We start from the raw sequence: 25,598 nt of genomic DNA, 5'->3' as shown, positions 1-25,598 counted from the left end.
CTAGCGCACCAGTGTCCGCATTGTGAAAGATAGGCGATTCATTCTCAGATGAATCGCCTATCTTTTTGCTGTTGCACTTCCCCGAGGTACGGCGAAATTGCCACTTCATGGTCAATTACTTACTTCGACGGTCAATAGCAAGTTCGCAAGTCGCTAACTGGCAGATACAGGATTGGCCGCTTCATGGTTCCAAACGGATCCCGTTTCCTAGCACTTATTGGATAGGCTAAGAGCAACTTGCCTACAATTCGCGCAGCTGGTTTCCAGCACAAAACTTTGGGGGAAATACATTGCAGGAAAGCACGAACCAGAAATCTGATCTCCCCAGCCAGCAGGAGGAAGTACTAGGTGCTGTGGACCCGAACGCCACAAATCCGGATCAAGGAGCGGACGAGACCCTCTCCGATATGCTCAAGGATCAGAATGTCGATGCCGAGCAATTCGCTACTGCTTTCCTCAAGAAAGTAATTCGGCTCAGAGGCGTGAAAATCGATCGTGATCATTTCCTCACGGCAGAACTACACAAAAAGGGATACAACCGCGATCAGATAGATAGAGCAGTCTCTACCAACCCGGCCGCGGCAGGCATTGGGCCCAAGCTCTTGGATGAAATCGCTTCCGAATCCATTGATTTTGAAACCCGCAAATCCACTGCTTTGTCATTTGCCAGTGGATTACCTGGCGGTTTGTTCATGTTCGGAACCATCCCGGCGGATATCACGCAGTTCTATATCCATGCGTTCAGGGTCATGCAAAAAATTGCTTACACCTACGGTTGGCAATCTTTCCTCGACGACGTGGAGCATATCGATGATGAAACCTTGGGCAAGCTTGCTGGTTTTCTCGGCGTGATGATGGGAGTCAGCGGGGCATCGACCACGGTAGGCCGGTTCGCTGCCCAGGTAGCAGGACCGGCTATTCAGAAAAATATAGCCAAACAGGCTCTGACAAAAACCGCCTGGTATGGTCCGATGAAACAAACGCTGAAGTTGATTGGCGTCAATGTCACCAAGCAAAGCTTTGCGAAGAGCGTCAGCAAGATTGTTCCTGTCGTTGGCGGTGTGGTCTCGGGAGGGCTGACCTTCGTTACGCTCAAGGTGCAGTCCAATAGGCTGAAGCAGCACTTGCGCGAGCTTCCGCCACCGCTAGTTGACGCAGCGGAGTATTTGGCTGCCCTTCAGGATCTGGACAAGGCCGAAACCGAGAATGGCCTGTCGGCGACGCTGAGTTCAGCAGGAGCTTCTATCCGTGACAAGGCACACAAGGTTTCGGATTCCGTGCGCGACAGCAACTTGGTAAAAGGTGGCCTGTCTGGAGCTTCTGCCGGCGTATCAACGGCGAAAAATCTTGGGTCATCGCTGGCCGGTGCAGCTAGCGGGCGACTTCGCGGAAAGAAGCGAGCCGAACGCCAACAGGCACTCCCCGCTGCTCCGACCGATGAGCAACAGGAAGCCGACGACTGATAGCCAAGCGATCTCGAACGATTCCCCAAAAGCTGGAGCAGCCGATCACAGCTTTTGGGGAAATATTCGTACTAGGACATTGCAGGATGCTGCCATGTGTCAAGAAGTCCGTCGGAGCCACGGTCACCGAACTGAAAACATAACATTGGACAACCCAGGCTATAGCCTTGGCTATTTCAGAAGCCCGGAAACGCAGGAAACGACAGCCGACGCTACCTGGCTGATCTCGTTCTCTTTTGCCGTGCGAGTGAACGACAGCCTGACAGCCGTATGGGCCATTTCTTCTTCATAGCCCATTGCGGTGAGCACCGCGGAAGGATCGGTCGAACCTGCCGCGCACGCAGAACCTGAAGAGCAAAGGACTCCCCTGCGGGCCAACTCAATCAACACCGTTTCGCCAGCAGTCTTTGGGAAGACGAAAGAGGCGATGCCGCCAACGCGATGCTCCGGATCCCCCGTGAGCCTCACGCTTCCCGGATGCTTGGCATTGAGCTCCTTGAGGATCCGCTCTATCAGATACGGGCCGAAGTTTTCGCCAAGTCCGGCTTCGCGCTGTGCAGTAGCCGCTTGCAATGCCACGGCTATGCCCACCGCGGCGGCCGGGTTCTCCGTGCCCGAACGCAGTCCGCCCTGCTGCCCGCCACCGTGCATCAGCGGCACAAAGCGGTGCTTGGCTGACAGGTACATTGCTCCGCTGCCCTTGAGGCTGCCGATCTTATGCCCGGAGATGCTCAATGCGTCCACGGCGGCGCACAATGGCTTGAGGTCGATCCAGCCGGCGGCCTGCACGGCATCCGTATGCATGATCGCCCCAGCCGCATGTGCCAGTTGGGCCAACTGCTCTACCGGCTGGATGGTGCCGACTTCATTGTTCACCGCCATCACCGAAACCACGGCAACATCCGCATCAATCAGCTGGCCGGCCGCTTCCAGATCTACTAGACCTGTGGCCGAAACTGGGATGATGCGGTGTTCGAATCCGTGGAATTCAACAAGATATTTGCAGGCTTCCAGCACGGCTGGATGCTCAATGGCGCTGGAGACCACCACACGTCCGCGGGGCTTTGCCAAGGCCGCGCCGATGACGGCAGCGTTCGCTCCCTCGGTGCCGCCGGAAGTGAAATACACTTCTTCTGCCGCCACACCCAGCTGGCCGGCTACCTGCGCTCTTGCCCAGTCATTGGCGCGCTTGGCTTGCTGGCCGGCTTCATGCAAGGAAGCCGGATTGCCGAAATCCTTGGTCAGCAATGGGTTGAGCATGTCGAGAACGTCTTGGCGAGGTGGCGCAGTGGATGCGGCATCCATGTAGATCATGCAATAACCATATCCAGACCAAGGTCGATTGCTTTCACCGAGTGGGTAATGGCACCCGAAGAAATGACATCGACACCGGCCTCGGCGACTGCCGCAACGGTGGCCGCGTTAATGTTTCCGCTGGCTTCGACCACTGCTTGGCCGTTAATCAGTTCAATGGCTGCAGGAATGTCAGCCGGATCAAAGTTGTCCAGCATGATGATGTCCACTCCCGCGGCGAGCACCGGCGGAATCTGCTCAATGGAATCCACTTCAACTTCCATCGAGGTAGTGTGCCCCAGCCGCGCGCGCACGGAGTTCAGGGCTGCGGTCAGCTGCTCCCCGTTATCCAGCAAGGCCAGGTGGTTGTCCTTGGCCATGAAAGCATCGGACAGGTTGTCACGGTGGTTGACTCCCCCACCGCAACGGACAGCATAGCGTTCGAGGACGCGAAGTCCTGGCGTTGTCTTCCGGGTATCGGCAATGCGGGCTTTAGTGTGCGCAACCAGTCCTACCAGTTCGGCGGTTGCGGTCGCGATGGCACTCATGCGCTGCAAGAGGTTGAGTCCCACGCGTTCAGCGGTCAGCAAGCTCGCCGCCGGCCCGCTGATCCTGAGCAAGCTATCTCCGGCAGCAAACGCCTTTCCCTCGGCAACCAGCTGCTCGACCTCCAGCTGCGCATCGACCAGCTGCATGGTCCGGGCGAATACAGCACCTCCGGAGAGCACCCCAGGCTGGCGGGCCTGCACCACGGCAGTGGCTCTAGCCCCCTCGGGCACGACCGTCAGGGCGGTGATGTCGCCACGCGGATTGTCCTCGGCGAGCGCCATTTCGATGATGCGGTCCATGGCTGCGGTGGGTACCGGATGGATCAGAGTGTTCACGCGTTCAGTTCCTTGCTCAAGAAGTTCTCGTTATTCAGCTCGCTTGGGTGCAACGTCCAGCCATAGCGCACGCTCTGGCCTGGCCCGTTGCTGATGCTTTCGGTTGAATCAAGGCGATGGTGTGCACCCAGGCTTCCAGTGCGTGCCATGGCACCTGCGGCAATGATCCGTGCGGCGATCCACAGATTGCGCAGTTCTGCTTGCTCTCGCGCCGTGGCGGCTACCGGGGCACTCGTCGCCAGCATGTGTGCCATGTCCTCCAGCTGCCCGCCGGTGCGGTAGACGCCAAGGGAGTCGCTGGCAGCGGCTTGCAGCCGCTCAAGATCCAGCGGTGCTTCCGGGATGGACTCGGAGATCTGCCGGATGGCCAGTTCCTCGGTAGTGCAGCGGGCATCCGCCGCGTCGCTGCTCACTGCCACGATGGCATCCCGGGCGAAGACCATGGCTTCGAGCAAGGAGTTGCTGGCCAAACGGTTGGCACCGTGAACTGTCGTGTTGGCGCATTCACCGGCCGCATAGAGTCCGGGGACACTGGTTCGACCTGAGGTGTCAGTGTAGATCCCGCCCATGAAGTAATGCTGGGCAGCCACCACCGGAATCAGGTCATGAGCCATGTCCAATCCGGAACCGTCCTCGGTGCACGAGGCGAGCTTGGCCGTGATGGAAGGGAAACGGGTTGCGAGGAATCCCGCGCCACGGGCTGCTTCCACCGCCCGCGCATCAAGGAAAACCTGGTGCCCGGATTGGATTTGCCCATGGATGCCTCGGGCCACGACATCACGGGGCGCCAGTTCGGCGTCCGGGTGGAGTCCAAGCATGAAGCGGTGCCCGGCCTCGTTGACCAGGATGGCACCTTCGCCACGCACCGCTTCGGACACCATGCCGGCCTTCGGATATTTGGCAGGGTCAACCAGTGTTGGATGGAACTGGATGAATTCGGCATCAGCGATCACAGCACCGGCCCGGGCGGCCAAGCCAAGGCCGTCGGCGGTTGCCCCCTGGGGATTCGTGGTTGCCGAGTACAACTGCCCAATCCCGCCGGTCGCCAGCAGCACCGAGTCGGCTTCGAGCATTTGCTCCTCATTGTGGCGCAGATAGTGCACCCCGGAGACTCTTCCTTCCTGGAGTAGCAGGTCGGTGGCAAGCGCGTCCTCGATGATGCTGAGCTTGTTTTCTACCTCCAGCTGGCGCACGGCTCGAATCAGGGTTTTCACCAATGATGCACCGGTGGCATCCCCATTTATATGCAGAATTCGGTGGGCGCTGTGCGCTGCCTCAAGGCCGAGCTGGTGGGAACCGTCTGAATTGCGGTCAAACTTCACAGCGTAGGTTTCCAAGGCTTGCACCAGCTCTTCGCCAGAGGAGCACAGGTGTTCCACCGGTTCCAGACCGCAGTGTCCCGCGCCCGCCTTCAGCGTATCGGCAACATGCTTGGCCACCGAGTCGCCGTGGGCAATGGATGCTCCGGTAACAGCCGACAAGCCACCCTGGGCATGCTCGGAATTCGAGTCGCCGAGTTTGCCCTTGGTCAGCAGTACCGGCCGGATGCCCAGCTGCATGGCTTGCAGGGCAGCGCATAGGCCCGCCACGCCCGAGCCGATGATCACCAGCTTCTCTGGTGTTCGCGGATCCTGGCTCATGGCTTGGCAGCCAGCATGCGCTCCAGGGCGATCTTTGCATCTGCCTGCTGTTCCTTCGGCACCGAGATCTGGTTGACCACGCGTCCGGCAACCAGCTCTTCGAGCACCCAGGCAAGGTAGCCCGGGTGGATCCGGTACATGGTGGAACATGGGCAGATCACTGGATCAAGGCAGAAGATGTTGTGCTGCGGGTACTGGGCAGCCAAGCGGTTGACCATATTGATTTCGGTACCGATGGCGAAATCAGTCGGCTCGGTTGCGGCGGCAATGGCCTTTTGGATGTAGTCGGTGGAGCCGGCTTCATCCGCGGCATCCACAACTTCCATCGGGCATTCAGGATGCACGATGACACGCACGCCCGGGAAGTCCTCGCGCGCCTTGGCGATCTGCGCAGGGTTGAAGCGCTTGTGCACGGAGCAGAAGCCGTGCCACAAAATGACCTTGGCATCGAGCAGCGTGGCAGCTTCGTTGCCGCCCAGTTCCTTGCGCGGAGTCCACATTGGCATTTGCTCCAATGGAACGCCCATGGCCTTGGCGGTGTTGCGTCCGAGGTGCTGGTCCGGGAAGAACAGGACACGGCGTCCGCGCTCGAAAGCCCACTCCAAAACAGTTGCCGCGTTGGAAGAGGTGCATACCAGTCCACCATTGCGACCGACAAATGCCTTGAGCTCGGCGGAGCAGTTCATGTAGGTCACGGGAATCACCGGCATCCGCCCGTCATCGGCTTCATCCGCGTAGAGCGCGGTGAGCTCTTCCCAGCACTGCTGCACGCTCGGGCCGTCGGCCATATCCGCCATCGAGCAGCCTGCCGCAAGATTCGGCAGGATTACCGACTGGTCCTCGCGGCTGAGGATATCCGCGGTTTCGGCCATGAAGTGCACGCCGCAGAACACGATGGCTTCTGCCTTGTCGCGGGTCAGGGCCGCATTGGCCAGCTGGAAGGAGTCGCCTACGAAGTCCGCGTACTTCACCACTTCGTCGCGCTGGTAGAAGTGCCCGAGGATCACTGCCTTGTCCCCCAGGGTTTCCTTGGCAGCAATGATGCGAGCATCAAGCTCGGCGTCGCTGGCCTTGAGATATTCTTCCGGGATGGAACCCTGTACCGGGTAGCCTGCTGGCACCGAATCGCCTTGGGAGGCGCCGGGCCCGTAGCCTGCCGGCGTGTCCCACGGGTTGGACGCCAGGTCGGTGGAGCAGGTGGAGTCCGGTGCCAGCAGATTGAGTCGAGCGATGTTCTGGGCTACCGAGGCATTGGCGTTGTCAGTGATTTGGGTGCTCATGGGTTCGTCCGTTTCTTACAGGATGACGGTAAATAAGTGTGGATGATGCTTGCTAGCCGTGCAGCGGGTCGACTTCCAATGGGTCCGGCCCATGGCCCACGTAGCGGTAGAGCCGAGGAGGCCGGTGCTGTCCGCCAGCCAGATACTCATCGGTTTCCTCGATGGAAGCCGTGCTCTTGAGCGTGCGGCGGAAGTTCGCGGGATCCAGGCGCCGTCCGAGGATGGCCTCGTAGACTCCGCGCAGAGCCGCCAAGGTGAAGCGCTCTCCCAGCAGCCGATGCGCTATCTGCCCGTATTCGGTCTTGTTTCGCAGCCGCCACATGGCGTAGTCCAGGATCTTCCGATGGTCGAAAGCCATCTGCGCGATCCGCGGGTCATCGATATCGAACCAGGCCACATTGTCGTCTTGGACCGTGGCGCCGACTTGGTCAGCGTTCAGCAGCGCAAAGTAGGCGATGGTGACCAGCCGGTGAGTTGGCGAGCGGTCGATATCGCCGAAAGTGTAGAGCTGCTCCAGGTAGGAGGGGCGTAGACCTGTGGTCTCGGCCAAGTTGCGCCCGGCCGCTTGGCCGAGGGATTCGCGCGGATCAACTGGACCGCCCGGCAGCGCCCACATTCCGGCGTGGGGTTGGCGAACTCGACGGACCACGGGCAAGCAGAGTTTGTCAGGGCCACCGTCCTTGCCTTCGCGGATTCCCAGGATCACCGTGGAAACCGCAAGAGCGGGTGGCAGGTTGCGGCGTTCTTCGACGTTCGCCCAGCCAGGTACGGATGACATTTTTTCTTGCCTCGTTTTCAAAGCATTCGATTTCGTTAGAGTCATTCTGACATTAACACTCTTGGCACGCTAGCCCGGATCTCATTTCGCCGGCGGATAGCCTATGATCAATGGCATGACTTTGGATCTGAATCTTCGAGTGGTTCGCGCAAACGCTGAGGTGAAAAGCCTATCCGTGCTTTTCATCCATGGCTTCGCCTCATCCGGCGAATTGAATTGGGACCGCTCGCGTTGGCTGAAATATTTCACCGATGCGGGACGCGATGTCCTTCTGATTGACTTGCCCGGCCATGGAGAAGACCCTCGACGCAACGACGGCAGCTGGGCACCAAGCCAGATTCGCCAGGCACTGGCGGCCATTGTGATGGATCTGGATGAAGGTCCGGTAGATGTCATCGGCTACTCGCTGGGATCACGCCTTGCCTGGGAGTTCGCCGCATACAATCCAGACCTGGTGAATCACCTGGTCATTGGTGGCCCAGGGGCAGGCGATCCGCTGGCCGCCTTCGAATTGGATCAGGCCCGCGCCCATGTCGAGACGGGCGAAAAGATCCATGACGACTACACTGCCACCATCATGCAGATTGCCAAGGCTGAGCCGTCCAATGATCTCTCGGCGCTCTTTGAGCTGATCGAAGCCATCAAGTCCGAGCCGTATGACCCTGCCGCAAAGGTACCGTCAGTTCCAACCCTGCTGGTAGCTGGAGACCAGGATGATCTCGCCACGACCATGCCGCACCTGCGTCGGTTGCTGAAGAATGCGGGGACACCCAATGAAGTGCTGTGGCTAGCAGGACGCAATCACGCCAACGCGGTTACCAGCCGCGAGTTCAAGGAAAAGGCACTGGGGTTCTTGAATTCCTAGGCGTAATCCCACAACCAGTTGGCTGCCCTACGGATCTTTCCGTAGGGCAGTTTAGCTTTATATACTCCCGAATCAGATCGGACCAGCGCCGTAGTCCGAGACTACAGCGGCGTGTACATCAACAGGGTCAAGTCCGTGGCTTCGGTAGGAGTCAGGTTGTGCTGCTCGTAGCGGGTCAGCCCCAATTCAGGGTGCCGGAACACCCGTTCACCGGTGCGGAACCCTGCAACGTCCCGTTCATTCCAGATGGCGGCGAATTCCGGGGAAGCCGCCGAGACCCGGGCTACAATTCCACTCTCCCCCGAAGGGCTGAGCCACCCACGCGTTTCAGCACGGAAACTTCCAACGAATCCTCGGCTTTGCACCTCCCAGTCCGGCAGCATTTCGCGCAGCTGCGCATCGGTGAACACCAGCCACAAGAGATTCCGGTCCTCGCTCTCCAGCGACTCCACCCGCGGATACAGCTCCGCGTAGGCCCGGTTCCATCCCAGGATGGTCCAGTCCGCCGAAAGCAGGAAGGCAGGGAACTGCAACGCATCCAGCAATCGCTGCAGGGCCGGGGTCATGCCGCCGTTGCCAATTGGCTCCAGCTCGCCGTGCCCAGCCAGCGAAAACAAGTACGAGGATTCCACCGGGGTCAGCCGGTACAACCGCGCCAAGGACTGCAAGACCTGGCGGGAGGGATTAATATCCCGGGCCTGCTCCAGCCAGGTGTACCAGGTAACAGAAACACCAGCCAAGGTGGCGACTTCCTCACGGCGCAAACCTCGCACCCGGCTGCGCCCGATTTCCGGCAGTCCGTGCGATGCCCTGTCAGCCCGGGCTCTGCGGTCCTTGAGGAAGGCCGCGAGCTCTTCTCTGCGTCTCTGGCTTGGATTCACTGGGCCCACTCCTCTGCATGGTAGTAGTACTACTAGTATCGTCACCGTCTGGGTTTGACGGCAAATATATGGTGAGATTTTAGGTATGACCACACTTCGTTCACACACTGTCACCCATGGCCGCAATATGGCCGGCGCTCGCGCACTGTTCCGCGCAGCCGGCGTGAACGGCGCCGACCTCGGGCGCAAGCCGATCATCGCGGTTTCCAACAGCTTCACCGAATTCGTTCCCGGACACACCCACCTGCAGCCGGTTGGCCGCATCGTGTCCGAAGCCATCGAGGCAGCTGGCGGCATCCCCCGCGAATTCAACACCATCGCGGTGGATGACGGCATCGCCATGGGCCACGGCGGCATGCTCTACTCCCTGCCATCCCGCGACCTGATCGCGGACTCCGTGGAGTACATGGTCAACGCCCACTGCGCCGACGCGCTGATCTGCATCTCCAACTGCGACAAGATCACCCCCGGCATGCTCATGGCCGCCCTGCGCCTGAACATCCCGACCGTCTTCGTCTCCGGCGGACCCATGGAATCGGGCCGTGCCACCCTGGTTGACGGCACCGTGCGCACCCTGGACCTGGTGGATGCCATCTCCGAGGCAGTGAACGAGAACGTCTCCGATGCCGACCTGCTGCGCATCGAAGAGTCCGCCTGCCCTACCTGCGGCTCCTGCTCCGGCATGTTCACCGCCAACTCGATGAACTGCCTGACCGAGGCCATGGGCCTCTCGCTGCCAGGCAACGGCTCCACCTTGGCCACCCACACCGCGCGCAAAGACCTGTACCAGAACGCCGGCAAGCTGGTAGTCGATATCGCCAACCGCTACTACGGCGAAGACGACGAGACCGTGCTGCCACGCAGCATCGCCACCAAGAAGGCCTTCGGCAACGCCATGGCGCTTGATATCGCCATGGGCGGTTCCACCAACACCATCCTGCACCTGCTGGCCGCCGCCCGCGAGGCCGGCGTGGACTTCGGCCTGGACGAGATTGATGAAGTCTCCCGCCGCGTGCCATGCCTGGCCAAGGTGGCACCGAACGCTGCCGGCAACGGCACCATCTACTACATGGAAGATGTCCACCGCGCCGGCGGCATCCCTGCCATCCTCGGCGAATTGCGCCGTGGCGGCCTGCTGGATGAAACCGTGCACACCGTCCACTCGGCAACCCTGGGCGAATGGCTCGATAACTGGGATATCCGTGGCGGCAAGGCGACGCAGGAATCCTTCGACCTGTGGCACGCAGCCCCGGGCGGCAAGCGTTCCTCCACCGCATTCTCGCAGTCCGAGAAGTGGGCGGCCCTGGACACCGATGACGCCGAAGGCTGCATCCACTCGGTAGAGAACGCCTACTCCAAGGACGGCGGCCTGGCCGTGCTGCGCGGCAACATCGCCGTGGACGGCGCAGTGGTCAAGACCGCTGGTGTCGACCCATCGATCTGGACCTTCTCCGGCCCGGCTGTGGTCTGCGAATCCCAGGACGAGGCAGTGGAGAAGATCCTGAACAAGCAGGTGAAGGAAGGCGACGTAGTGGTCATCCGCTACGAAGGACCGAGGGGCGGTCCCGGCATGCAGGAAATGCTGTACCCGACCTCGTTCCTCAAGGGCCGAGGCCTGGGCAAGTCCTGCGCGCTGATCACCGATGGCCGCTTCTCCGGCGGCACCTCGGGCCTGTCCATCGGCCACGTCTCCCCCGAGGCGGCTTCCGGCGGCCTGATCGCGCTGGTGGAAGATGGCGATACGATCTCCATCGACATCCCGACCCGCGGGCTGACCCTGGACGTCTCCGACGAGGTGTTGGCTCAGCGCCGCGAGCGACTGATCGCCACCACCGGCTACCACCCGAAGAACCGCGAACGCGTGGTCTCCCCTGCACTGCGCGCCTACGCCGCCATGGCGTTGTCCGCAGACAAGGGTGCGGTCCGCGACGTCGACAGCGTGGAGCGCGCCATGCGCGAAGCCCATGAGCGTGAAGCTGCAGCCCAGAGCGCATCGCAGATCTAGCCTGAAGGCTTGACCGCGGCAGCAGGCCCGGACCTCTTATGCGTATAAGAGGTCCGGGCCTGCTCTGTTGATTCTGCATTTGCCCGGCACGCCGAATGCCGGCCCTGCCCCGAAAGGCAGGACCGGCATCCAGCTGGCGCACGGACTATGGGTTCCGGCGACGGTACCGAAGCAGGATCAATGCTCCGGCGATAATCACCATCCCTGCAGCCCCTGCCAGCCACAACGTGCCCTGGTCAAGGCCGGTTGCTGCGAGCGGTGCTGGCGGGGCAGGTGGTGCTGCCGGCGCTGGCGGTGCCGGAGGAGCTGGCGGTGCCGGTGGCGCAGCCTGCGGAGCCTCGGAGCAAACTTCCACGTCCGCCGAATCGGAATTGTTCGAGTCCTCGCCGGATGCTTCCGGGATTATCGCGGTATTCGTCATCGTCCGGCACTTGCCGGCAATGCCGTCCAAGACCAGTTCGTACGTGAACTTCTTGCTCCGCTCTTCGGCCTTGACCTTGCCCAGTTCCCGTGGATTCTCGGGATTCGTGTAGTCATCGAAGACCGTCACCATCTCATCGGTGGCCGATGCCGCTTCGAACTCCAGCGGAGCCTTGGCACTGACCGTCTGCGTGGTTCCTTCCACGTCGGTCCAGCTGGCGTTCACCGTGTTCTCGTGGCCGGTGTAATCGGCCTCGGCAACCGGGGATTCGAAGGAGCAGCTGTACTTCACGGTCCGGGTCTCCCCGGCCAGGAGCATCAGCTTCCCATCCGCCAATCCTTCGATGGAGCAGGTGGCCCCTTCGATGGACAGCTTGTCTTCGAGGAGCACTTGCGTGTCCTTGAAGTCATTCGGGTTGGCCACGGTGATCTCACCGGTGACGGTGAAGTCCTGGTCTTCGTAGCCCTCCAGGTTTGCCTCGACCGTGTACTCGGCCGTGGCTTGCCCATGCGGTTCAACCTCGAACTTCGTTTCCTTCGCATCCTTGCGGATCGACCAGTCGTAGTCCCTGGCGTACTGGGCGTCGGCGCTCTTGGCGATCATCAGTCCCTGTTCGATGCACAGTTGCAGATCCACCGAGGATTCGTCCTTGCCGTTGCCGTCAGTTTCCTCGTGCACTGCCGCGGTATTGATGTATACCGTGCAGGTACCCGCTTCGGGCTCCAATAGCTGTTCGTATTCGAACTGCATTGGCGCCTGCGGGACATGGACTACCCCGAGCACCTTCGGTTCGGCCTCAGGATCCATCATGTCATCGGTGACCGTCACCGATTCGTCCGTGACTGCATCGATCGTGAAGTCGATCGGTGCTTCGGCACGCACCTCGCGGTCATCGAAGGTGGCAATCACGGTGTTGACCGCTCCCTCGAAGGCATCGGTGGTGAGCCAGCTGGCCAGTTCGCATTCATACCGGGCCCCCAAGTTCTCCCCGGCATCGAGCACGACCTGCAATCCAGCTGCCGCTTCATCGGCATCCTCCGCATCGATCCGGCAGCTGGTGCCAGCGGTATCGATCCGGTCTTCCAAGGTGACGGTGATGGAACCGAACTCATTCGGGTTCTGCACCATCACTTCACCGGACAGCCGCAAATTCTGCTCGGCGACTGCGGTGTTGCGAGCTTCCACCCAGTAGTGCGCGGTGAACGTGCCATCCTCATTCTGCGTGAGCTTGCTCTGGTCGATCCGCTTCTCTACCTCCCATTCGTAATCCAAGTCCACCAGCCCCTGTGCGGTCTTCTGCAGGCCCAGGGCCTTCTGGCCGCAGAGGGTCACGGTGGTCGAGTCCTCGGCCCCGGTCTGCTTGATCACCGCGGTATTGGTGAACTCGGTGCAGGTGCCGGCTTCGGCCTGGTGGCGCAGGGTGTAGTCGAAGTCGATCGGGGTGCCTTCGGCATTCCAGATCGCTTCGCCCAGCACTACCGGCGACTCGGGGTTGGTCTTGTCATCGATGACGGTGACCTGCTTGTCGGTTTCGGCATCCAGCAGGTAGTCCACCGGCGCGGTGGCCGTGGCCATCGAGCCCTCGCCCCAAGTTGCCGTGACGGTGTTGCTGCCGCTGAGCTCATCTGGGGTGCCCGAGCAGCTGTAGGGCAGCTGCACCGTGGCGCCGACTCCGTCGCCGCCCACCGGGACCGCGACTTGCAGGCCCTCGGTTTGCGGATCGGCATCCTCGGCTTCGATGGTGCACGTCACCCCTTCGATGCTGATCTCGTCGGTGATGGTGGCCACCGTCGAGGCCGATGCGAAGCGGTTCGGATTCACCAGCACGATCATGCCGTGCACTTCATGCCCGGAATCCTCCGAACCATCCGGAATGGCCGATACCGTGTAGGAGAAGTCGGCGGTGCCGTCTTCGGCCACGGTGACCTCGGTGCGGTCGGCCTTCTTCTCAAGATCCCAGAAGTAGGTCCGGTCGAAGCTGGCTTCGGCGTCCTTGGTGAGCATCAGGTCGAGCAGGCCGCACAGCTGCACGGTCGCGTCATCCCGCGGATCCTCACCCGCATCGATATCAACCCAGGCGGTGTTCGTGTAGCTCATGCATTCGCCGGCGGGAGCATCATGCTCCAGCTGGTATTCGATGAGCACCGGCGAATCGTCGATGTCCACGGTGCCAAGCAGCACCGGCTCCTCGGGATTCGTCTGGTCATCCCAGATCTCGACCTCGCGGTCGATTTCCGTGTCAAGGGCGAACTCGATCGGCACCTGCGTGCTCGATGCCCGGTCATCGCCCCAGCTGACCGTCGCGGTGTTGGTGCCGCCGCTGTAGTAGCCGGGGTCGACTCCTGCCGAGACATCGCAGCTGTAGCCGACGATGATGGTCCCGTTGGCCGGGATGCTCACCAGCGATTCCGAGGTGGTGCAGGTGATGCCCTCCAGATCGACCACGTCCTGGATGGTGGCATCGATACCCGTGTACTGGTTCGGGTTGGTGATGGTGATCTTCCCTTCCAGCACCCATCCCGAATCCTCGTGCCCGGTGTTCTCGACCCTGACCACATAGTCCACCGGCTCGCTGGCCGCCGGGTCGGTGGTGATCTTCTCGTCCTGGCCTTCGGCCAGCGACTTCTCGATCTGCCACTGGTAGGTGCGGTCATAATTGGCGTCAACGGTCTTGCTGATTTCCAGGGCCGCCTCGCGGCAGGCCTCGGCGAGCGCATTGTCCGTCGCGGTGAAGCCGTCATCTCCGGTGAGCGTGGCGACGTTCTCGAAGACCTGGCAGGTGCCTGCCTCGTCCACGGTCCACGTCACCGAGTAGTCCCGGCTTTGCGGCCCATCGGAGACGTCCACGATCCATGGCGGATCGAACTCGTGGGCGCTGTCGGTGATGGTTACCGTGTCATTCAGCGGCGTCTGGGTCCAGTCGGCTTCCGAGATCTCCACGGTATCCGAGTCCTGGCTGTTGACCGTGCTCAGCGCCTGGGCATCCCAATCCACGGTGGCGGTATTGCTGCCGTCGTAGTCAGGCTGGGATTCGAAGGTGCACGAGTAGGTCATCACCCATTCGGCCCCTGCCGGGATCACCGTCTGGAAGCCGGCTTGCTCGGCGGACATGTCCGCCACCGCTTCACCGCGCACCCCGGTGATCGTGCAGGCCACGTCCCCGCCGACATCGGCGAAGTCCTGCACCGTAACCGGCGCATCCTGCCAGTCATTCGGGTTGCTGAGCGTGATTTCTCCGCTCATCGCCCAGTTGCCGTCCTCGTGGCCCTCGGGGGTCACGGTGATCCGGTAGTTCGCGGTGACCTCGCCGGTATTCGGGTTGGCTGCCAGCGGCTGGCCGGAGAGCAGTTCCTTGTCCAGCGACCAGAGGTAGGAGCGGTCGAAGGAGGTCACGACGTTCTTCGCGATATCAAGATCCGCGCCGGCGCACACCGTGGTGCTGGCCGAGTCCGTGTTCTCTTCGCCCTCGCCGGTGGCCTCGTCGAGCACCGCGGTGTTGGTGTACTCGGTGCAGGTTCCGGCGACGCCCTGCAGTTCCAGGTCGTATTCGAAGGCCTTCGGCGATTCCTCGGCGGTGGCGGTGCCGAGCACGACTTCCTGGCCCTCGACGGTCTGGTCATCGGTGATGGCGACTTCGCCGTCGGTCAGCTTCGATTGCTCGAAGCCGAAGCCGACTTCCGTTTCGGCCTGGCGTTCCTGGCCCCAGCTCACCGTTGCGGTATTCGTGTACTGCGCGGTGATGTCGGTGCCGGCTGGCACCTGGCAGTCGTAGTCGAGCGTGATGCTTTCCCCGTCCGCCAGCACGACCTGGAAACCGTCCGCATTCTCATCCGCGTCGGTGCCGCCGATGGTGCAGGTGGCTGAAGGGATGGAGAGCACGTCGGCGACCGTGGCCGTCAGTTCCCCGACTTGCGTATTCGGGTTGCTGATGGTGATGGTTCCTGACACCTGCTTCGCGCTGTCCTGCGCCGGGCCGGCGGTGGCCACGACCGTGTAGTGCGCGGTGACCGTGCCGTCGCCGGCGACGGTGAACTCGCTCTGGTCCACCTGCTTCTCCAGCGACCAGTCGTAGTCGCGTTCGTAGCTGGCGTCCACGTCCTTCGTGATGACCAGATTCTTCTGGTCGCAGATGGACACGTCCTGCGAGTCCTCGATGTCCTCGCCAGTCAGATCCACCCAGGCGGTGTTCGTGAAGACCAGGCATTCATCGCGTGGCACTTCATAGGTGATCTGGTAGCTGAAGCTCTTTGGAGCGTCGGCGTAGTTCACCGTGCCCAGCAGTACCGGGTCGCCGGATGGATCAGCCTGGTCATCCCAGACGTCAACGGTTGCATCGGTGGTCTCATCGAGGGTGAATTCGATGGGCACCGGCTGGCTTTCGGCCTGCAGCCCGTCGCCCCAGGTGACAATCGCCGTATTGGTGTGTCCGGTGTAGTCGGCCTCGGCAACGGCCGATGCATCGCAGGTGTAGTCCACGGTGATCGAGTCGCCGCGCGGCACCACTTGCTGCATGCCCGCCATGCCCGGATTCGAGTCCTCGGCCACGATGGTGCAGGCGGCCGAGAGGATGTTCTCGTCGCTGATCGTCACTTCGAGATCTTCGAAGTCGTTGGGATTATTCACGGTAATGGATCCGGAAAGCTGCTGCCCGGAATCCTCATAGCCGGTGTTGTCCACCAGCAACGTGTAATCGACGGTAGCTGTTCCGTCTTCCTCGACCACGACATCTGGACGCTGGCCTTCGGCCAGCTGCTTGTCGATGCTCCACAGGTAGGTGCGGTCATAACTGGCCGTCACGTCCTTGGTAACGGTCAGGCCTGCCTGGCGGCATGCCTCGACCTCGGCGTCATCGCTCTTGACCAGCTGGTTGCTGCCGGTGATCGTGGCGGTGTTCATGAAGCTCTGGCACGTGCCTGCTTCGTCCACGGTCCAGGTGTATGAATAGGTCCTGGTCTGCGGGCCATCGGAGTAGCTGATGGTCCAGGCCGGATCGAATTCATGCAGCGGATCGGTGACGGTCACGGTCTCGTTCAGCGGTGTCTGCGTCCAGTCGTCCGCATCGACGTCAACCACCTTGGTGGCGCTGGATGATGCGGTGGACGCTTCGCTGGCTGACCAGGTGACCTCGGCGGTATTGCTGCCTTCATAGTTCGGCTGCGATTCAAAGGTGCAGCTGTAGGTGAAGGTCAGCGTTTCGGAGGCATCCAGAGTCGCCTGGAAGCCCGGAGCGGCCGGATCGGCGTCCGTCGTGTCCGGGTCGTCGACAATGCCGACGACCTGGCAGGTGGCTCCCCCGCCCACATCGACCTGGTCGGTGACGGTCACGTCAACCGATTGCCAGTCGTTGGGGTTGGTTACGGTGATGGTTCCGCTCATGGCCCAGTCGCTGTCCGTGTAGCTTTCGGGAGTGACGGTGACCGAGTACTCGGCGGTGAATTCGCCGGTTTCAGGATCCGCGGTGAACGGCTGCTCGCCCAGGGCATTCTTGACGATGCTCCAGTCGTAGCTGCGGTTGAAGCTGGAGACGACCAGCTTCTCGATGCTCAGGTCCTGGCCGATACAGATTTCCACCGTGGCATCATCGGTCAGTGTTTCCCCGTCATCCGTGGCGAGGCTGGCGATGTTCTTGTAGTCGGTGCATTGGCCGAGCACGCCATCCCATTCGATGGTGTAGGCGAAGGTCTTCGGACTGTCAGCTACCGTGACCGTGTTGCCGCCCTCGATGCCCGACAGGTCGAATTCGCTATCGGTGACAGTTACTTCGTCATCCGTCACCGTTGGCGAAACCTCCGCGAAGTCGTAGCCGGCCGAGGCGCTGGCCTGGCCATCGGTGCCGTAGTAGTCCTCCGCGTCCCAGGTTGCCGTGACCGTGTTGGTGCCGGCGCTGCTAGCGCTGGTTCCCTCGGGCAGGTCGCATTCATAAGTGAAGGACGTCTCGCCTGGCTGCATGGTCAGCGGGTTGGTGATCGGCGATCCGCCAGCGGAAATGACGCAGTTGGCGCCGTCGAGCTGGTCGACCAGGGAAACCCCTGTCATCGCCGTATCATTCGGGTTGTTCACGGTGATGGTGCCGGACAACTCGAAGTTGCTGTCCTGGGCCTCGCTGGCGGTGGCGACCACGTTGTAGTCGACCTCCACTCCGGTGGCCGTCGCCTTTACCGTGGCTTCCTGGCCTTCGGCCAGGGACTTGACCAGATCCCAGTCGTAGTCGCGGTCATAGGAAGCCTGGACATCCTTTTGGAGCGTGAGCTCCTCATAGGTGGTCTTCGTATTGGTGAAAGTACAAGTGACTTCATCATTGTCGACCAACTCGAAGGTGATGGAAGTCCCGCTGCGAATTGCGGCGGCACCGGTGCAGGTGATATCAGACAGAGTCCATCCCGCTGGCAGGCTGTTCTCTGTAACGGTTACCGTGGACGGAGCCACGGTGTAGGTGACGCTGCTTGGCAGGTCCGCACCTGTATCTGAATCCGCGCTGTCATCGAGGTTGAATGACGTCGAGTCGCCGAAGCGGTCCTCAGCGAGCGTGAACGCGAAGTCCGTGCCGTCGGCAGGTACTGCGTCCTTGATGATGGTCACGAAGCCCGCTTGGACCGCACCTGCCTGAATCTGGTTGTCGCGTTGGCCAACGGACTTGCAATTCAGCGATGAAATCACGACGTGATACGGCGACCCGTTGATCGACGAAGCGCCAGTGCCCGGCCCGTGATCCAGTTCGGAGGCGATATGCGCATCGAAGAGCAGAGTGACGTCTGATTCTTCGCCTTCGGTTCCGTCGACCCACAGCGTGATATAGACGGTGTCGACGCGGTCATCCCCGCTCCCCTCGACAACGGTCCAGCCCGTGATCTCGGCCCCCGTAGCGGATTGGTTGAGCAGATAGTCGTAGGCCCACTTGCCGGCCTGCTTGACCTGGTACTTGATGACCAGCTCATTCTCGGCTGCTGGCAGGGTCATCTCCACGCGCTGGTGCACGACGCCGCCTTCATAGAGGCCGTCGTGCACGTTGCCGTTGGCATAGTCCGGCATCTCGTCTGACTTCTGCATGAAGGTGTCGACCGAACCCTCGCCTGCGTTGTACTCGCAGGTTACCGGTTCCCCTCGCTCTAGGGCCGCGGCAGCAAGCGGCTCGCGGGCCGCTGCCGAAGACTCGGCAGACTCTTCCGATTCCGAAACTTCGGCCTTCGGCTGCGCAAGTTGCGGCGAAGCCGTGTCCTTCAGCTTCTTTTCCTGCTTGGGTGCCACCGATTCCACACGTTCGGATTTAGGTGCTGGTTTCGTGGTTTCCGCTGATTTTGGCTGGTCTGGCTTCTCAGATTCTGGTGCAGGTGCCCGGGCCGGCTCGGGTTCGGCTACTGCATCTTTGTCAGGAGCCGATGCCTTGGTACGATTTTCTGCTTCAGCAGCTGGCGATTCCTCCGCCGTGGTTGCCTCTGAAGATTCCTCAGCTTCGATCGCTGCTTCCTCTGTGGACTTCGTGTCCACGGCGGATGCGGAGTCCTCCGATTCAGTTGCCGGCTGTGTGGCCGCGGTTTCTTCCCCAACAGAAGTTTCGGCGGCAACTGCCATGCCCGGAATGGTCATGACAAAACACAAGGAAATTGACGAAATTATCGCCAAAAATGGCTTTAAGGATCCTTTTAAAAAGGTTTTGCGGCGCGAATTTGGCACAAAAGTGCCACGCCTTTGATGCCTAGACATTTCTCCCCCATACAAGAATGTCCAGAGTGGATCGCGCGGCGTGTAAGTGCGATCCACCCGAAAAAGAGCGAGCGGTAGTAAGGCTCTGACCTCAGATAATAAAAGCCTGGCCTAAGATGCAGCCACCCCATGTGGCTCAACTGCTCAGGATAAGTTCCCCAATGCATCTAAAGATGCGAAATGAATGCGAGTGGTTCAATTCGTCTTTAAATCCCCCAATTCAAGACAACGATATGCCGACATCCTACGCCGGGATCCCGATTTTTACCAGCAGTTAGAGGGAAATAATTTTGGCACAGAATGAAGCAAATGATGCACTTCTTCCTCTGTGGATTAAACCGTCTTGTCATCCCCGCTATTCTCGATCCTGGCACTGTGCGAACACCGGAATCGCGCGGTCGGGACATCCAGATCGACCCCATTTAACGGTGCACGCCATACCGCGGGGCCACGTCCGGTTCCGCTGCGCGCAGGGCTCCCAGCGTCACCTGTTCCGTGATCCCTGCTGCGCCAGGAGGAAGGCTGGGAGTTCAGCGTGCCAATCGCCTTTGGAGGCCCCATGGCAATCGACGCCACGGCGCTCCGCACAGGGCGCCTCGCGCGCAACGAACTCAAATGCACCCTTCGATCAGTAACTTGACTAGCGAGTCTGACTAGCAAAGTAAAAATACATCTCAATCTGATAAAGGTTACGCGTTTCTCTTGATTAGGCTTGGAGGTTGCAGTTGGCTCGGGTAATTTTTGTATGGTGAAAAGAGCAACTCTATGAGCCAACGCCGCGCGTTCCGCCGCGTTTTCCTTCCCGCTGCCTGGCTGGTCATCGGCGCCTTGATCGCCGTCAGCCTCGTGAAGCTCGCGTTTGCCGGCGGTACTTCCGCCGCCGACGACGACCTGTTCCCCACCGGAGAAATCCCGGCCGAGACCGTTATTGCCGAAAAAGCAACGGTCGAGAACAAGCTGACCATCCCCGGAACCATCAAGCTCACCGATTCCAAAGAGCTGAACGCTCCCGTGGACGGCGTCGTCAACTGGGCCTTCGTCAAACCGGGTGACAATGTCTCCCTTGGCGACCGTATCTTCCAAGTCCGCACAGAGTCCCAGCCTGAAGTCGCTGAAGCCAGCGACTCGGACTCCGAAGGTTCCGAAGGCGAAGAGCTGCCCCTGGAAACTGCTCCCGTCGTGAAGTACCACGATGTCTACGCATCGGCCACTGGCAAGGTAGGCGCTTTCCAGATCGAGATTGGCGATGACGTCACCAAGGGCACGGGCCTCGGCTCCATCCAGCCGCAGGAATTCCTGGCGGCCGGTTCGATCGATCCGCTGGATCGCTACCGCCTGATGGACGAAACCCTCGAAGCAACGATCACTATTGACGGCGGGCCGGAGCCCTTCACGTGCAAGGATCTGTCTGTCGGGGACAGCGCGTCGAAGAAATCCAACGCCAGCACGCAGGACCAGGATATGGAATCGTCCATGGATCCAATGGCCACCGGGGAATCCCCGGAGAGCTCTTCAAGCAGCGAGATTTCTTGTGCTGTTCCAGCTGACGTCGTGGTCTTTGATGGGCTGAGCATGAACATGGAAATCGATGCTGGCACCGTTGAGGATGCAGTGACCGTACCGGTATCGGCAGTCCGCGGCTTGGTTGGCCAGGGCGCGGTGTGGAAGCTGGATGAGAACGGCAAGGAAATCCGCACCGAAGTAGAGCTGGGCGTGACCGATGGAAAGATCATCGAGGTGGTTTCCGGGCTGAAGGACGAGACCGAAATCCTTCGGTTCGTCCCGGGATCCACCCCGGCGCCAGGTGAAATGATGCAGATGGAGCCCTACCCAGATGAGTGGTGAGCCATTGCTGAAGCTCGAGGACGTCACGCGCAGCGTCCGGCTGCCCGATGACAGCGAGCTGCATATCCTCAACGGGATTGATCTCACCGTATCCGAGGGAGACCACATAGCAATCGTCGGACGTTCGGGCACCGGGAAGTCCACGTTGCTGAACATCCTGGGCCTGCTTGATCGTCCGACCAGCGGCAGCCTGCTGTGGCGCGGCAAGGATGCCGCCCGGCTGAGCGCCAAGCAGGCTGCTCATGCCCGCGGCCGCGACCTCGGGTTCGTCTTCCAGCAGTTCAACCTCCTGCCCGGACGCACTGCGCTGGAGAATGTCATGGCTCCGCTGATGTATGCCAGCGGCCGCGATTTCTGGAATCGGCGCAAGCTGGCCACCGAGGCACTGGAACGCGTGGGACTGGGCGGACGCCTGGATTCCATGCCGCAGACCCTCTCGGGTGGCGAGCAGCAGCGCGTGGCGATTGCCCGCGCGCTGGTGCGGCGCCCTCGCGTGGTGCTCGCCGATGAGCCCACCGGCGCATTGGACGTCAGCACTGGACGTGCCGTCATGGACTTGCTGGATTCCGCCACGGTTGATTCGGGCGCGGCCCTGATCACCATCACGCACGACAGCAACGTGGCAGCCCTGGCGCGCGAGCAGTTCCGCCTCGATTCAGGGCGGCTGCATCCGCTCAGTGAGGTGGTGGTGCCTTGAACGCCCTTGCACGCCTGGCCACCGGATTTGCCGCAGCATTGCTGGAGGCATGGCAGGAACTGCGCATCCACAAATTGCGGGTGCTGCTCTCCTTGATCGGCGTGACCGTTGCCGTGGCATCACTGACCACCGCCCTGGCCGGCGCCGGCATGGCCCGGCAGATGATGACCGAAACCCTTGAACGCGACGGCCGTCCCGCAATGATCACCACCTATGCCTTCGATGCACGCTCGGATGGGGGTCCGCAGGGCGATGATTCGGCGGCGCAGGCTTTCGAGAAGACCAGCGCGCGATTCAAGATCGACTACACCACGATGATCGGCCGCAGCTACGGCCAACAGGTTGTATCCCAGGGCGTTGCCCTGGACGCGGAAACCCTGGTTGTCGAACCGGACTACGCCCCGATGCACCGACTGGTCATGAGCCAGGGCCGCTGGCTGGAATCCGAGGATGCGCAAAATCTGTCACCCGCCGTGGTGGTTGACCAGAACATCATGAGGGAATTGGGATTGGAAGGCCAGCGCCTGCCGCTCGCCGTCGACTTGGTGAGCAACGGCAACGCCGTGTCTGTCACGGTCATCGGCACCGCCAGTTCCCGAACCTTCGGGATGTCCGGCCAGCTGTGGATGCTGCCGGCCACCTATGAGCACTGGTTTTCGGAGCGCGCCCCGCTGAATGAGGTGTCCTACAAGATGTGGGTGCCTATCGAGGGATCCGAGGAGCTGGCCATGCACTTTGGCCAGCAGATGCAGGCCGAGCTTCCGGGCTATACCGTCGATTCCCATCGCGAGGATTACCTGATGTGGGGTGCTGATGAAAGCCTGAAGCAGTTGACATTGGTGGTTTCCGGCATTGCTGTGATCATCTTGCTGCTTGGTTCGCTGAGCCTGCTGAATGTTTCCATGGTGACCATGAAGCAACGCATCCGCGAAGTTGGCATCCGCCGCAGCTTCGGCGCCACCACCGGCCGGGTTTTCTTCTCGGTCATGATGGAGAGCGTGGTAGCCACCGCGGTGGCCGGCGGCCTGGGCGTGCTGATCTCGGTAGCCCTGGTTTCCTATGAGAGCCTGCTGAACATGGTGCTCGCTACCGAGCTGGACCAGATGCCGCCCTTCCCGCTCGATGCCGCACTGCTGGGCATGGGAGTCTCCGTAGCGGTGGGTGCCCTCACCGGCGTGCTCCCAGCGCTGGTGGCAGCACGTGTGAAGATCGTGGATGCCATTCGTGTCTAGGCCACGGTCTGCACTGCCAGTTGAGTAACTGAATAGCACGAAGCGTTGGCCGGGGAATTCTCTCCGGCCAACGCCGTTTTTAACGCGGTTTTCAACCTATACGGGTCTCTAGCGGAATATCAGATCCGCCGGCTCCTGCCCTCCGCAAGGCATTCCCGTCGGCAATTGTGCGCTATCGTACATTCGATCTGATGCCCAGATTTCGACGATTCTGGAAAACTCTCGGCGCCGCCAAATTTCGCGTGATTCCGAGGAATTTCCGGCCTTCGATGCCATCTGGCTGAATGATTTCCGCTTCCGGCTTGACAGCGTTTGAGATTGCGAGCACACTAATCGTATACGATTTGATGTACGAGATGATGTTCGACGAAAGCAGGCCGATCAACGGTGAGCAATATTGTCCCAGTAACCGAAGAGACCTTCGCGCAGGCAGGCAAGATCCTGGCCGTACACCTGAGCTACTCCTCGCGTGCGGCGCAGCGTGGACGCACCCCGAAATTCCCCAGCTACTTCATGAAGGCCACCAGCTCGCTGGCCGCCAGCGGTTCCACCGTGGAACGCCCTGCCGGCACCGAGCTGCTCGCATTCGAGGGCGAAATCGCACTGATCATCGGCAAGGCCGCCCGCCGCGTCTCGGTTGAGGACGCCTGGAGCTACGTCGGACAGGTCACCGCATCGAACGACCTGGGCGTGCACGACATGAAGTACGCGGACAAGGGCTCGAACATCCGCTCGAAGTCCGGCGACGGCTACACCCCGGTCGGCCCCAACGCGCTGGATGCTTCCACCCTGGATCCTGCCAAGCTGCGCGTGCAGACCTGGGTCAACGGCCAGCTCGCCCAGGATGCCGACACCTCCGAACTGCTCTTCTCCCTCGCCACCATCGTCGCCGACCTGTCCCAGCAGATGACCCTGCAGCCAGGCGATATCATCCTCACCGGCACCCCGGCCGGCTCCACTGTCTTCTTCCCGGGCGACGTCGTCGAGGTCGAGGTCACCGACCTGGTTTCCGGAGCATCCACCGGCAAGCTGAAGACCACCGCCACCGAGGGCACCGAAGCCTTCGCCGCATTCGGCAACCAGCCAAAGGTCACCGACAAGGACAAGGAAGACGCCTACGGCGATCGCGAGAGCGCCGGCATGGAACCCCTGATTACCGGCAAGTCGGTGCTGACCGACAAGGTCCGCGAGCAGCTGGCCTCGGTCGCCACCGCCACCCTGTCCGCCACCCTGCGCAAGCGCGGGTTGAACAACGTGAACATCGAGGTTCCCGGTGCCACCAAGGGCATGCAGCGCGTGATCGGCACCGCCCGCACCCTGCGCTACATCCCGAACCGCGAGGACCTGTTCAAGGCCCACGGCGGCGGCTACAACATGCAGAAGCAGTCCATCGACTCGCTCAAGGACGGCGAAATCCTGGTCATGGAAGCCCGCGGCGAGACGGGTTCGGCCACCCTGGGCGACATCCTGGCCCTGCGTTCCCAGCAGCTCGGTGCCGCTGGCATCATCTCCGATGGCGGCGTGCGCGACCTGGACGCGGTATCCAACCTTCAGATCCCGGTCTTCTACAACGGCGCCCACCCGGCAGTGCTCGGCCGCAAGCACGTGGCCTGGGACAAGGACATCACCGTGGCCTGCGGCGGCGTGTCCGTGCAGCCGGGCGACGTGATCGTGGCCGACTCCGATGGCATCGTGGTCATCCCGCCAGCCATGGTGGCCGAGGTGGCCGCCGAGGCAGCGGTGACCGAGTCCAATGACGAATTCATCTTCGCCATGGTCAAGCGAGGCCACGGCATCGAGGGCTTGTTCCCGATGAACGCCGAGTGGAAGGCCAAGTACAACGCCTGGAAGGACGCAGGCAGCCCGGATCTGGACTCATGGTCGCTGTAATGACTGCTTCCAAGTCCGAGGCAGCCTACCAGCTGGTCTCCGAGCGCATCGTCAACGGGGCATACTCCCCCGGCTACCGGCTGGTGCTGGGCACCATTGCCGATGAGCTGGGCTGCTCCGTGGTTCCGGTGCGCGAGGCGATCCGCCGGCTGGAGGCCGAAGGGCTGGTCCACTTCACCCGAAACGTCGGGGCGACGGTGGCCCATGTGGATTCCACGCTCTACCTGCACACCATGCAGACGCTGATGGTCATCGAGCCGGCCGCCACCGCGCTGGCCGCCGATGCCATGGACGCCAAGTGGCTGGCCAAGGCGCGGGCGCTGAACGAGAAGATGCGCCAATGCCTGGAGGATTTCGACCCGGTGTCCTTCACCCGAATGAACACCGAATTCCACCAGCTGCTCTACGGCCAGTGCCCCAACCCGCACATCCTGGACCTGGTCCAGCGCGGATGGCGGCGGCTGGCGGCGATGCGTGCGAGCTCCTTCACACACATCCCGAACCGGGCCCGCGCCTCGGTTGAGGAACACGAGAAGCTGCTGGATCTGATTGCCGATCACGCCACCCCGGCGCAGATCGAGGCCGCGGCGCGCGAGCACCGCGCCCGCACCCTGAACGCCTACCTCAAGGCCGCCGGCATGGCACCGAGCGCCATCTAGCCGGCAGCCCCTGCACTACCCATAGTTTTGCCCAAAGCCATCCGGTGAAAACACCGGGACAACG

16 protein-coding genes are annotated in these 25,598 nt (G+C 61.4%); 9 read left to right on the top strand and 7 right to left on the bottom strand.

Annotated features, from left to right (window positions below; all coding sequences use genetic code 11):
- Positions 1 to 290 precede the first annotated feature (290 nt).
- A complete protein-coding gene (locus tag ACR9WD_RS06720) occupies positions 291 to 1,463 on the top strand; it encodes a hypothetical protein (protein WP_434923003.1) in 1,173 nt (390 codons plus the stop codon).
- A 171-nt stretch (positions 1,464 to 1,634) separates the two neighbouring features.
- Here ACR9WD_RS06720 and ACR9WD_RS06715 read toward each other — a convergent pair whose 3' ends face one another.
- Genes ACR9WD_RS06715 through ACR9WD_RS06695 form a run of 5 tightly spaced genes read right to left on the bottom strand, consistent with a single transcriptional unit; the run spans position 1,635 to position 7,338 of the window.
- Positions 1,635 to 2,777, bottom strand: coding sequence for a cysteine desulfurase family protein (locus tag ACR9WD_RS06715; protein WP_434923002.1), 1,143 nt, complete (start codon positions 2,775 to 2,777; stop codon positions 1,635 to 1,637).
- Positions 2,774 to 3,640, bottom strand: a complete 867-nt coding sequence (nadC, locus tag ACR9WD_RS06710) for a carboxylating nicotinate-nucleotide diphosphorylase (RefSeq protein WP_434923001.1) — start codon at positions 3,638 to 3,640, stop codon at positions 2,774 to 2,776. Before nadC ends, ACR9WD_RS06715 begins: the two co-directional genes overlap by 4 nt.
- Complete coding sequence (locus tag ACR9WD_RS06705) at positions 3,637 to 5,280, bottom strand: L-aspartate oxidase (protein WP_434923000.1); 1,644 nt, start codon at positions 5,278 to 5,280, stop codon at positions 3,637 to 3,639. The genes nadC and ACR9WD_RS06705 overlap by 4 nt, the downstream gene beginning before the upstream one ends.
- Entirely contained in the window at positions 5,277 to 6,560 is a 1,284-nt protein-coding gene (nadA, locus tag ACR9WD_RS06700) for a quinolinate synthase NadA (protein WP_434922999.1), read from the bottom strand. The genes ACR9WD_RS06705 and nadA overlap by 4 nt, the downstream gene beginning before the upstream one ends.
- Positions 6,561 to 6,612: 52 nt before the next feature.
- Entirely contained in the window at positions 6,613 to 7,338 is a 726-nt protein-coding gene (locus ACR9WD_RS06695) for an NUDIX hydrolase (RefSeq protein WP_434922998.1), read from the bottom strand.
- Positions 7,339 to 7,513: 175 nt separating this feature from the next.
- Between ACR9WD_RS06695 and ACR9WD_RS06690 the strand changes: the two genes are divergently transcribed.
- Entirely contained in the window at positions 7,514 to 8,203 is a 690-nt protein-coding gene (locus tag ACR9WD_RS06690; RefSeq protein ID WP_434922997.1) for an alpha/beta fold hydrolase, read from the top strand.
- A 101-nt stretch (positions 8,204 to 8,304) separates the two neighbouring features.
- Here ACR9WD_RS06690 and ACR9WD_RS06685 read toward each other — a convergent pair whose 3' ends face one another.
- Positions 8,305 to 9,084, bottom strand: a complete 780-nt coding sequence (locus ACR9WD_RS06685; RefSeq protein ID WP_038991539.1) for a helix-turn-helix transcriptional regulator — start codon at positions 9,082 to 9,084, stop codon at positions 8,305 to 8,307.
- A gap of 85 nt (positions 9,085 to 9,169) precedes the next feature.
- Here ACR9WD_RS06685 and ilvD point away from each other — a divergent pair, with 85 nt between their 5' ends.
- Complete coding sequence (ilvD, locus tag ACR9WD_RS06680; protein WP_434922996.1) at positions 9,170 to 11,089, top strand: dihydroxy-acid dehydratase; 1,920 nt, start codon at positions 9,170 to 9,172, stop codon at positions 11,087 to 11,089.
- A gap of 145 nt (positions 11,090 to 11,234) precedes the next feature.
- On the opposite strand, the gene ACR9WD_RS06675 is transcribed toward ilvD, so the two are convergent.
- On the bottom strand, positions 11,235 to 18,755 hold the full coding sequence (locus tag ACR9WD_RS06675) for a prealbumin-like fold domain-containing protein (protein WP_434922995.1): 7,521 nt from the start codon (positions 18,753 to 18,755) through the stop codon (positions 11,235 to 11,237).
- A gap of 34 nt (positions 18,756 to 18,789) precedes the next feature.
- On the opposite strand from ACR9WD_RS06675, the gene ACR9WD_RS06670 reads away from it, so the two are divergent.
- The 6 genes from ACR9WD_RS06670 to ACR9WD_RS06645 all read left to right on the top strand — a co-directional run bounded on the left by ACR9WD_RS06670 (position 18,790) and on the right by ACR9WD_RS06645 (position 25,534).
- Positions 18,790 to 19,200: a hypothetical protein gene (locus ACR9WD_RS06670; RefSeq protein WP_434922994.1), complete on the top strand. Its 411-nt coding sequence runs from the start codon at positions 18,790 to 18,792 to the stop codon at positions 19,198 to 19,200.
- A 776-nt stretch (positions 19,201 to 19,976) separates the two neighbouring features.
- A complete protein-coding gene (locus ACR9WD_RS06665; protein ID WP_434922993.1) occupies positions 19,977 to 21,056 on the top strand; it encodes an efflux RND transporter periplasmic adaptor subunit in 1,080 nt (359 codons plus the stop codon).
- Positions 21,046 to 21,753 carry an ABC transporter ATP-binding protein gene (locus ACR9WD_RS06660; RefSeq protein WP_434922992.1) on the top strand — a complete coding sequence of 236 codons (708 nt, stop codon included), beginning with the start codon at positions 21,046 to 21,048 and terminating at the stop codon, positions 21,751 to 21,753. Before ACR9WD_RS06665 ends, ACR9WD_RS06660 begins: the two co-directional genes overlap by 11 nt.
- Entirely contained in the window at positions 21,750 to 22,985 is a 1,236-nt protein-coding gene (locus ACR9WD_RS06655; RefSeq protein WP_434922991.1) for an ABC transporter permease, read from the top strand. Before ACR9WD_RS06660 ends, ACR9WD_RS06655 begins: the two co-directional genes overlap by 4 nt.
- Positions 22,986 to 23,372: 387 nt before the next feature.
- Complete coding sequence (locus ACR9WD_RS06650; RefSeq protein ID WP_149596707.1) at positions 23,373 to 24,875, top strand: fumarylacetoacetate hydrolase family protein; 1,503 nt, start codon at positions 23,373 to 23,375, stop codon at positions 24,873 to 24,875.
- Positions 24,875 to 25,534 (top strand): GntR family transcriptional regulator, encoded by a 660-nt coding sequence (locus ACR9WD_RS06645; RefSeq protein WP_254590378.1) that lies wholly within the window; start codon positions 24,875 to 24,877, stop codon positions 25,532 to 25,534. Before ACR9WD_RS06650 ends, ACR9WD_RS06645 begins: the two co-directional genes overlap by 1 nt.
- The last annotated feature ends 64 nt before the right edge of the window (positions 25,535 to 25,598 follow it).

This window comes from Glutamicibacter sp. PAEs-4 (genome assembly GCF_051161755.1).
In the GTDB taxonomy this organism is placed as follows: Bacteria; Actinomycetota; Actinomycetes; order Actinomycetales; family Micrococcaceae; genus Glutamicibacter; species Glutamicibacter nicotianae.
The sequence above is the reverse complement of the archived record's forward strand: the minus strand, read 5'-3'. Positions and strand labels throughout refer to the sequence as shown.

Excerpts from the sequence above, each read along its gene's own strand:
- ACR9WD_RS06665 (WP_434922993.1), top strand. The coding sequence starts at position 19,977 with ATGAGCCAACGCCGCGCGTTCCGCCGCGTTTTCCTTCCCGCTGCCTGG.
- ACR9WD_RS06715 (WP_434923002.1), bottom strand. The coding sequence starts at position 2,777 with ATGATCTACATGGATGCCGCATCCACTGCGCCACCTCGCCAAGACGTT.
- ilvD (WP_434922996.1), top strand. The coding sequence starts at position 9,170 with ATGACCACACTTCGTTCACACACTGTCACCCATGGCCGCAATATGGCC.
- nadA (WP_434922999.1), bottom strand. The coding sequence starts at position 6,560 with ATGAGCACCCAAATCACTGACAACGCCAATGCCTCGGTAGCCCAGAAC.
- ACR9WD_RS06695 (WP_434922998.1), bottom strand. The coding sequence starts at position 7,338 with ATGTCATCCGTACCTGGCTGGGCGAACGTCGAAGAACGCCGCAACCTG.
- ACR9WD_RS06705 (WP_434923000.1), bottom strand. The coding sequence starts at position 5,280 with ATGAGCCAGGATCCGCGAACACCAGAGAAGCTGGTGATCATCGGCTCG.
- ACR9WD_RS06645 (WP_254590378.1), top strand. The coding sequence starts at position 24,875 with ATGACTGCTTCCAAGTCCGAGGCAGCCTACCAGCTGGTCTCCGAGCGC.
- ACR9WD_RS06660 (WP_434922992.1), top strand. The coding sequence starts at position 21,046 with ATGAGTGGTGAGCCATTGCTGAAGCTCGAGGACGTCACGCGCAGCGTC.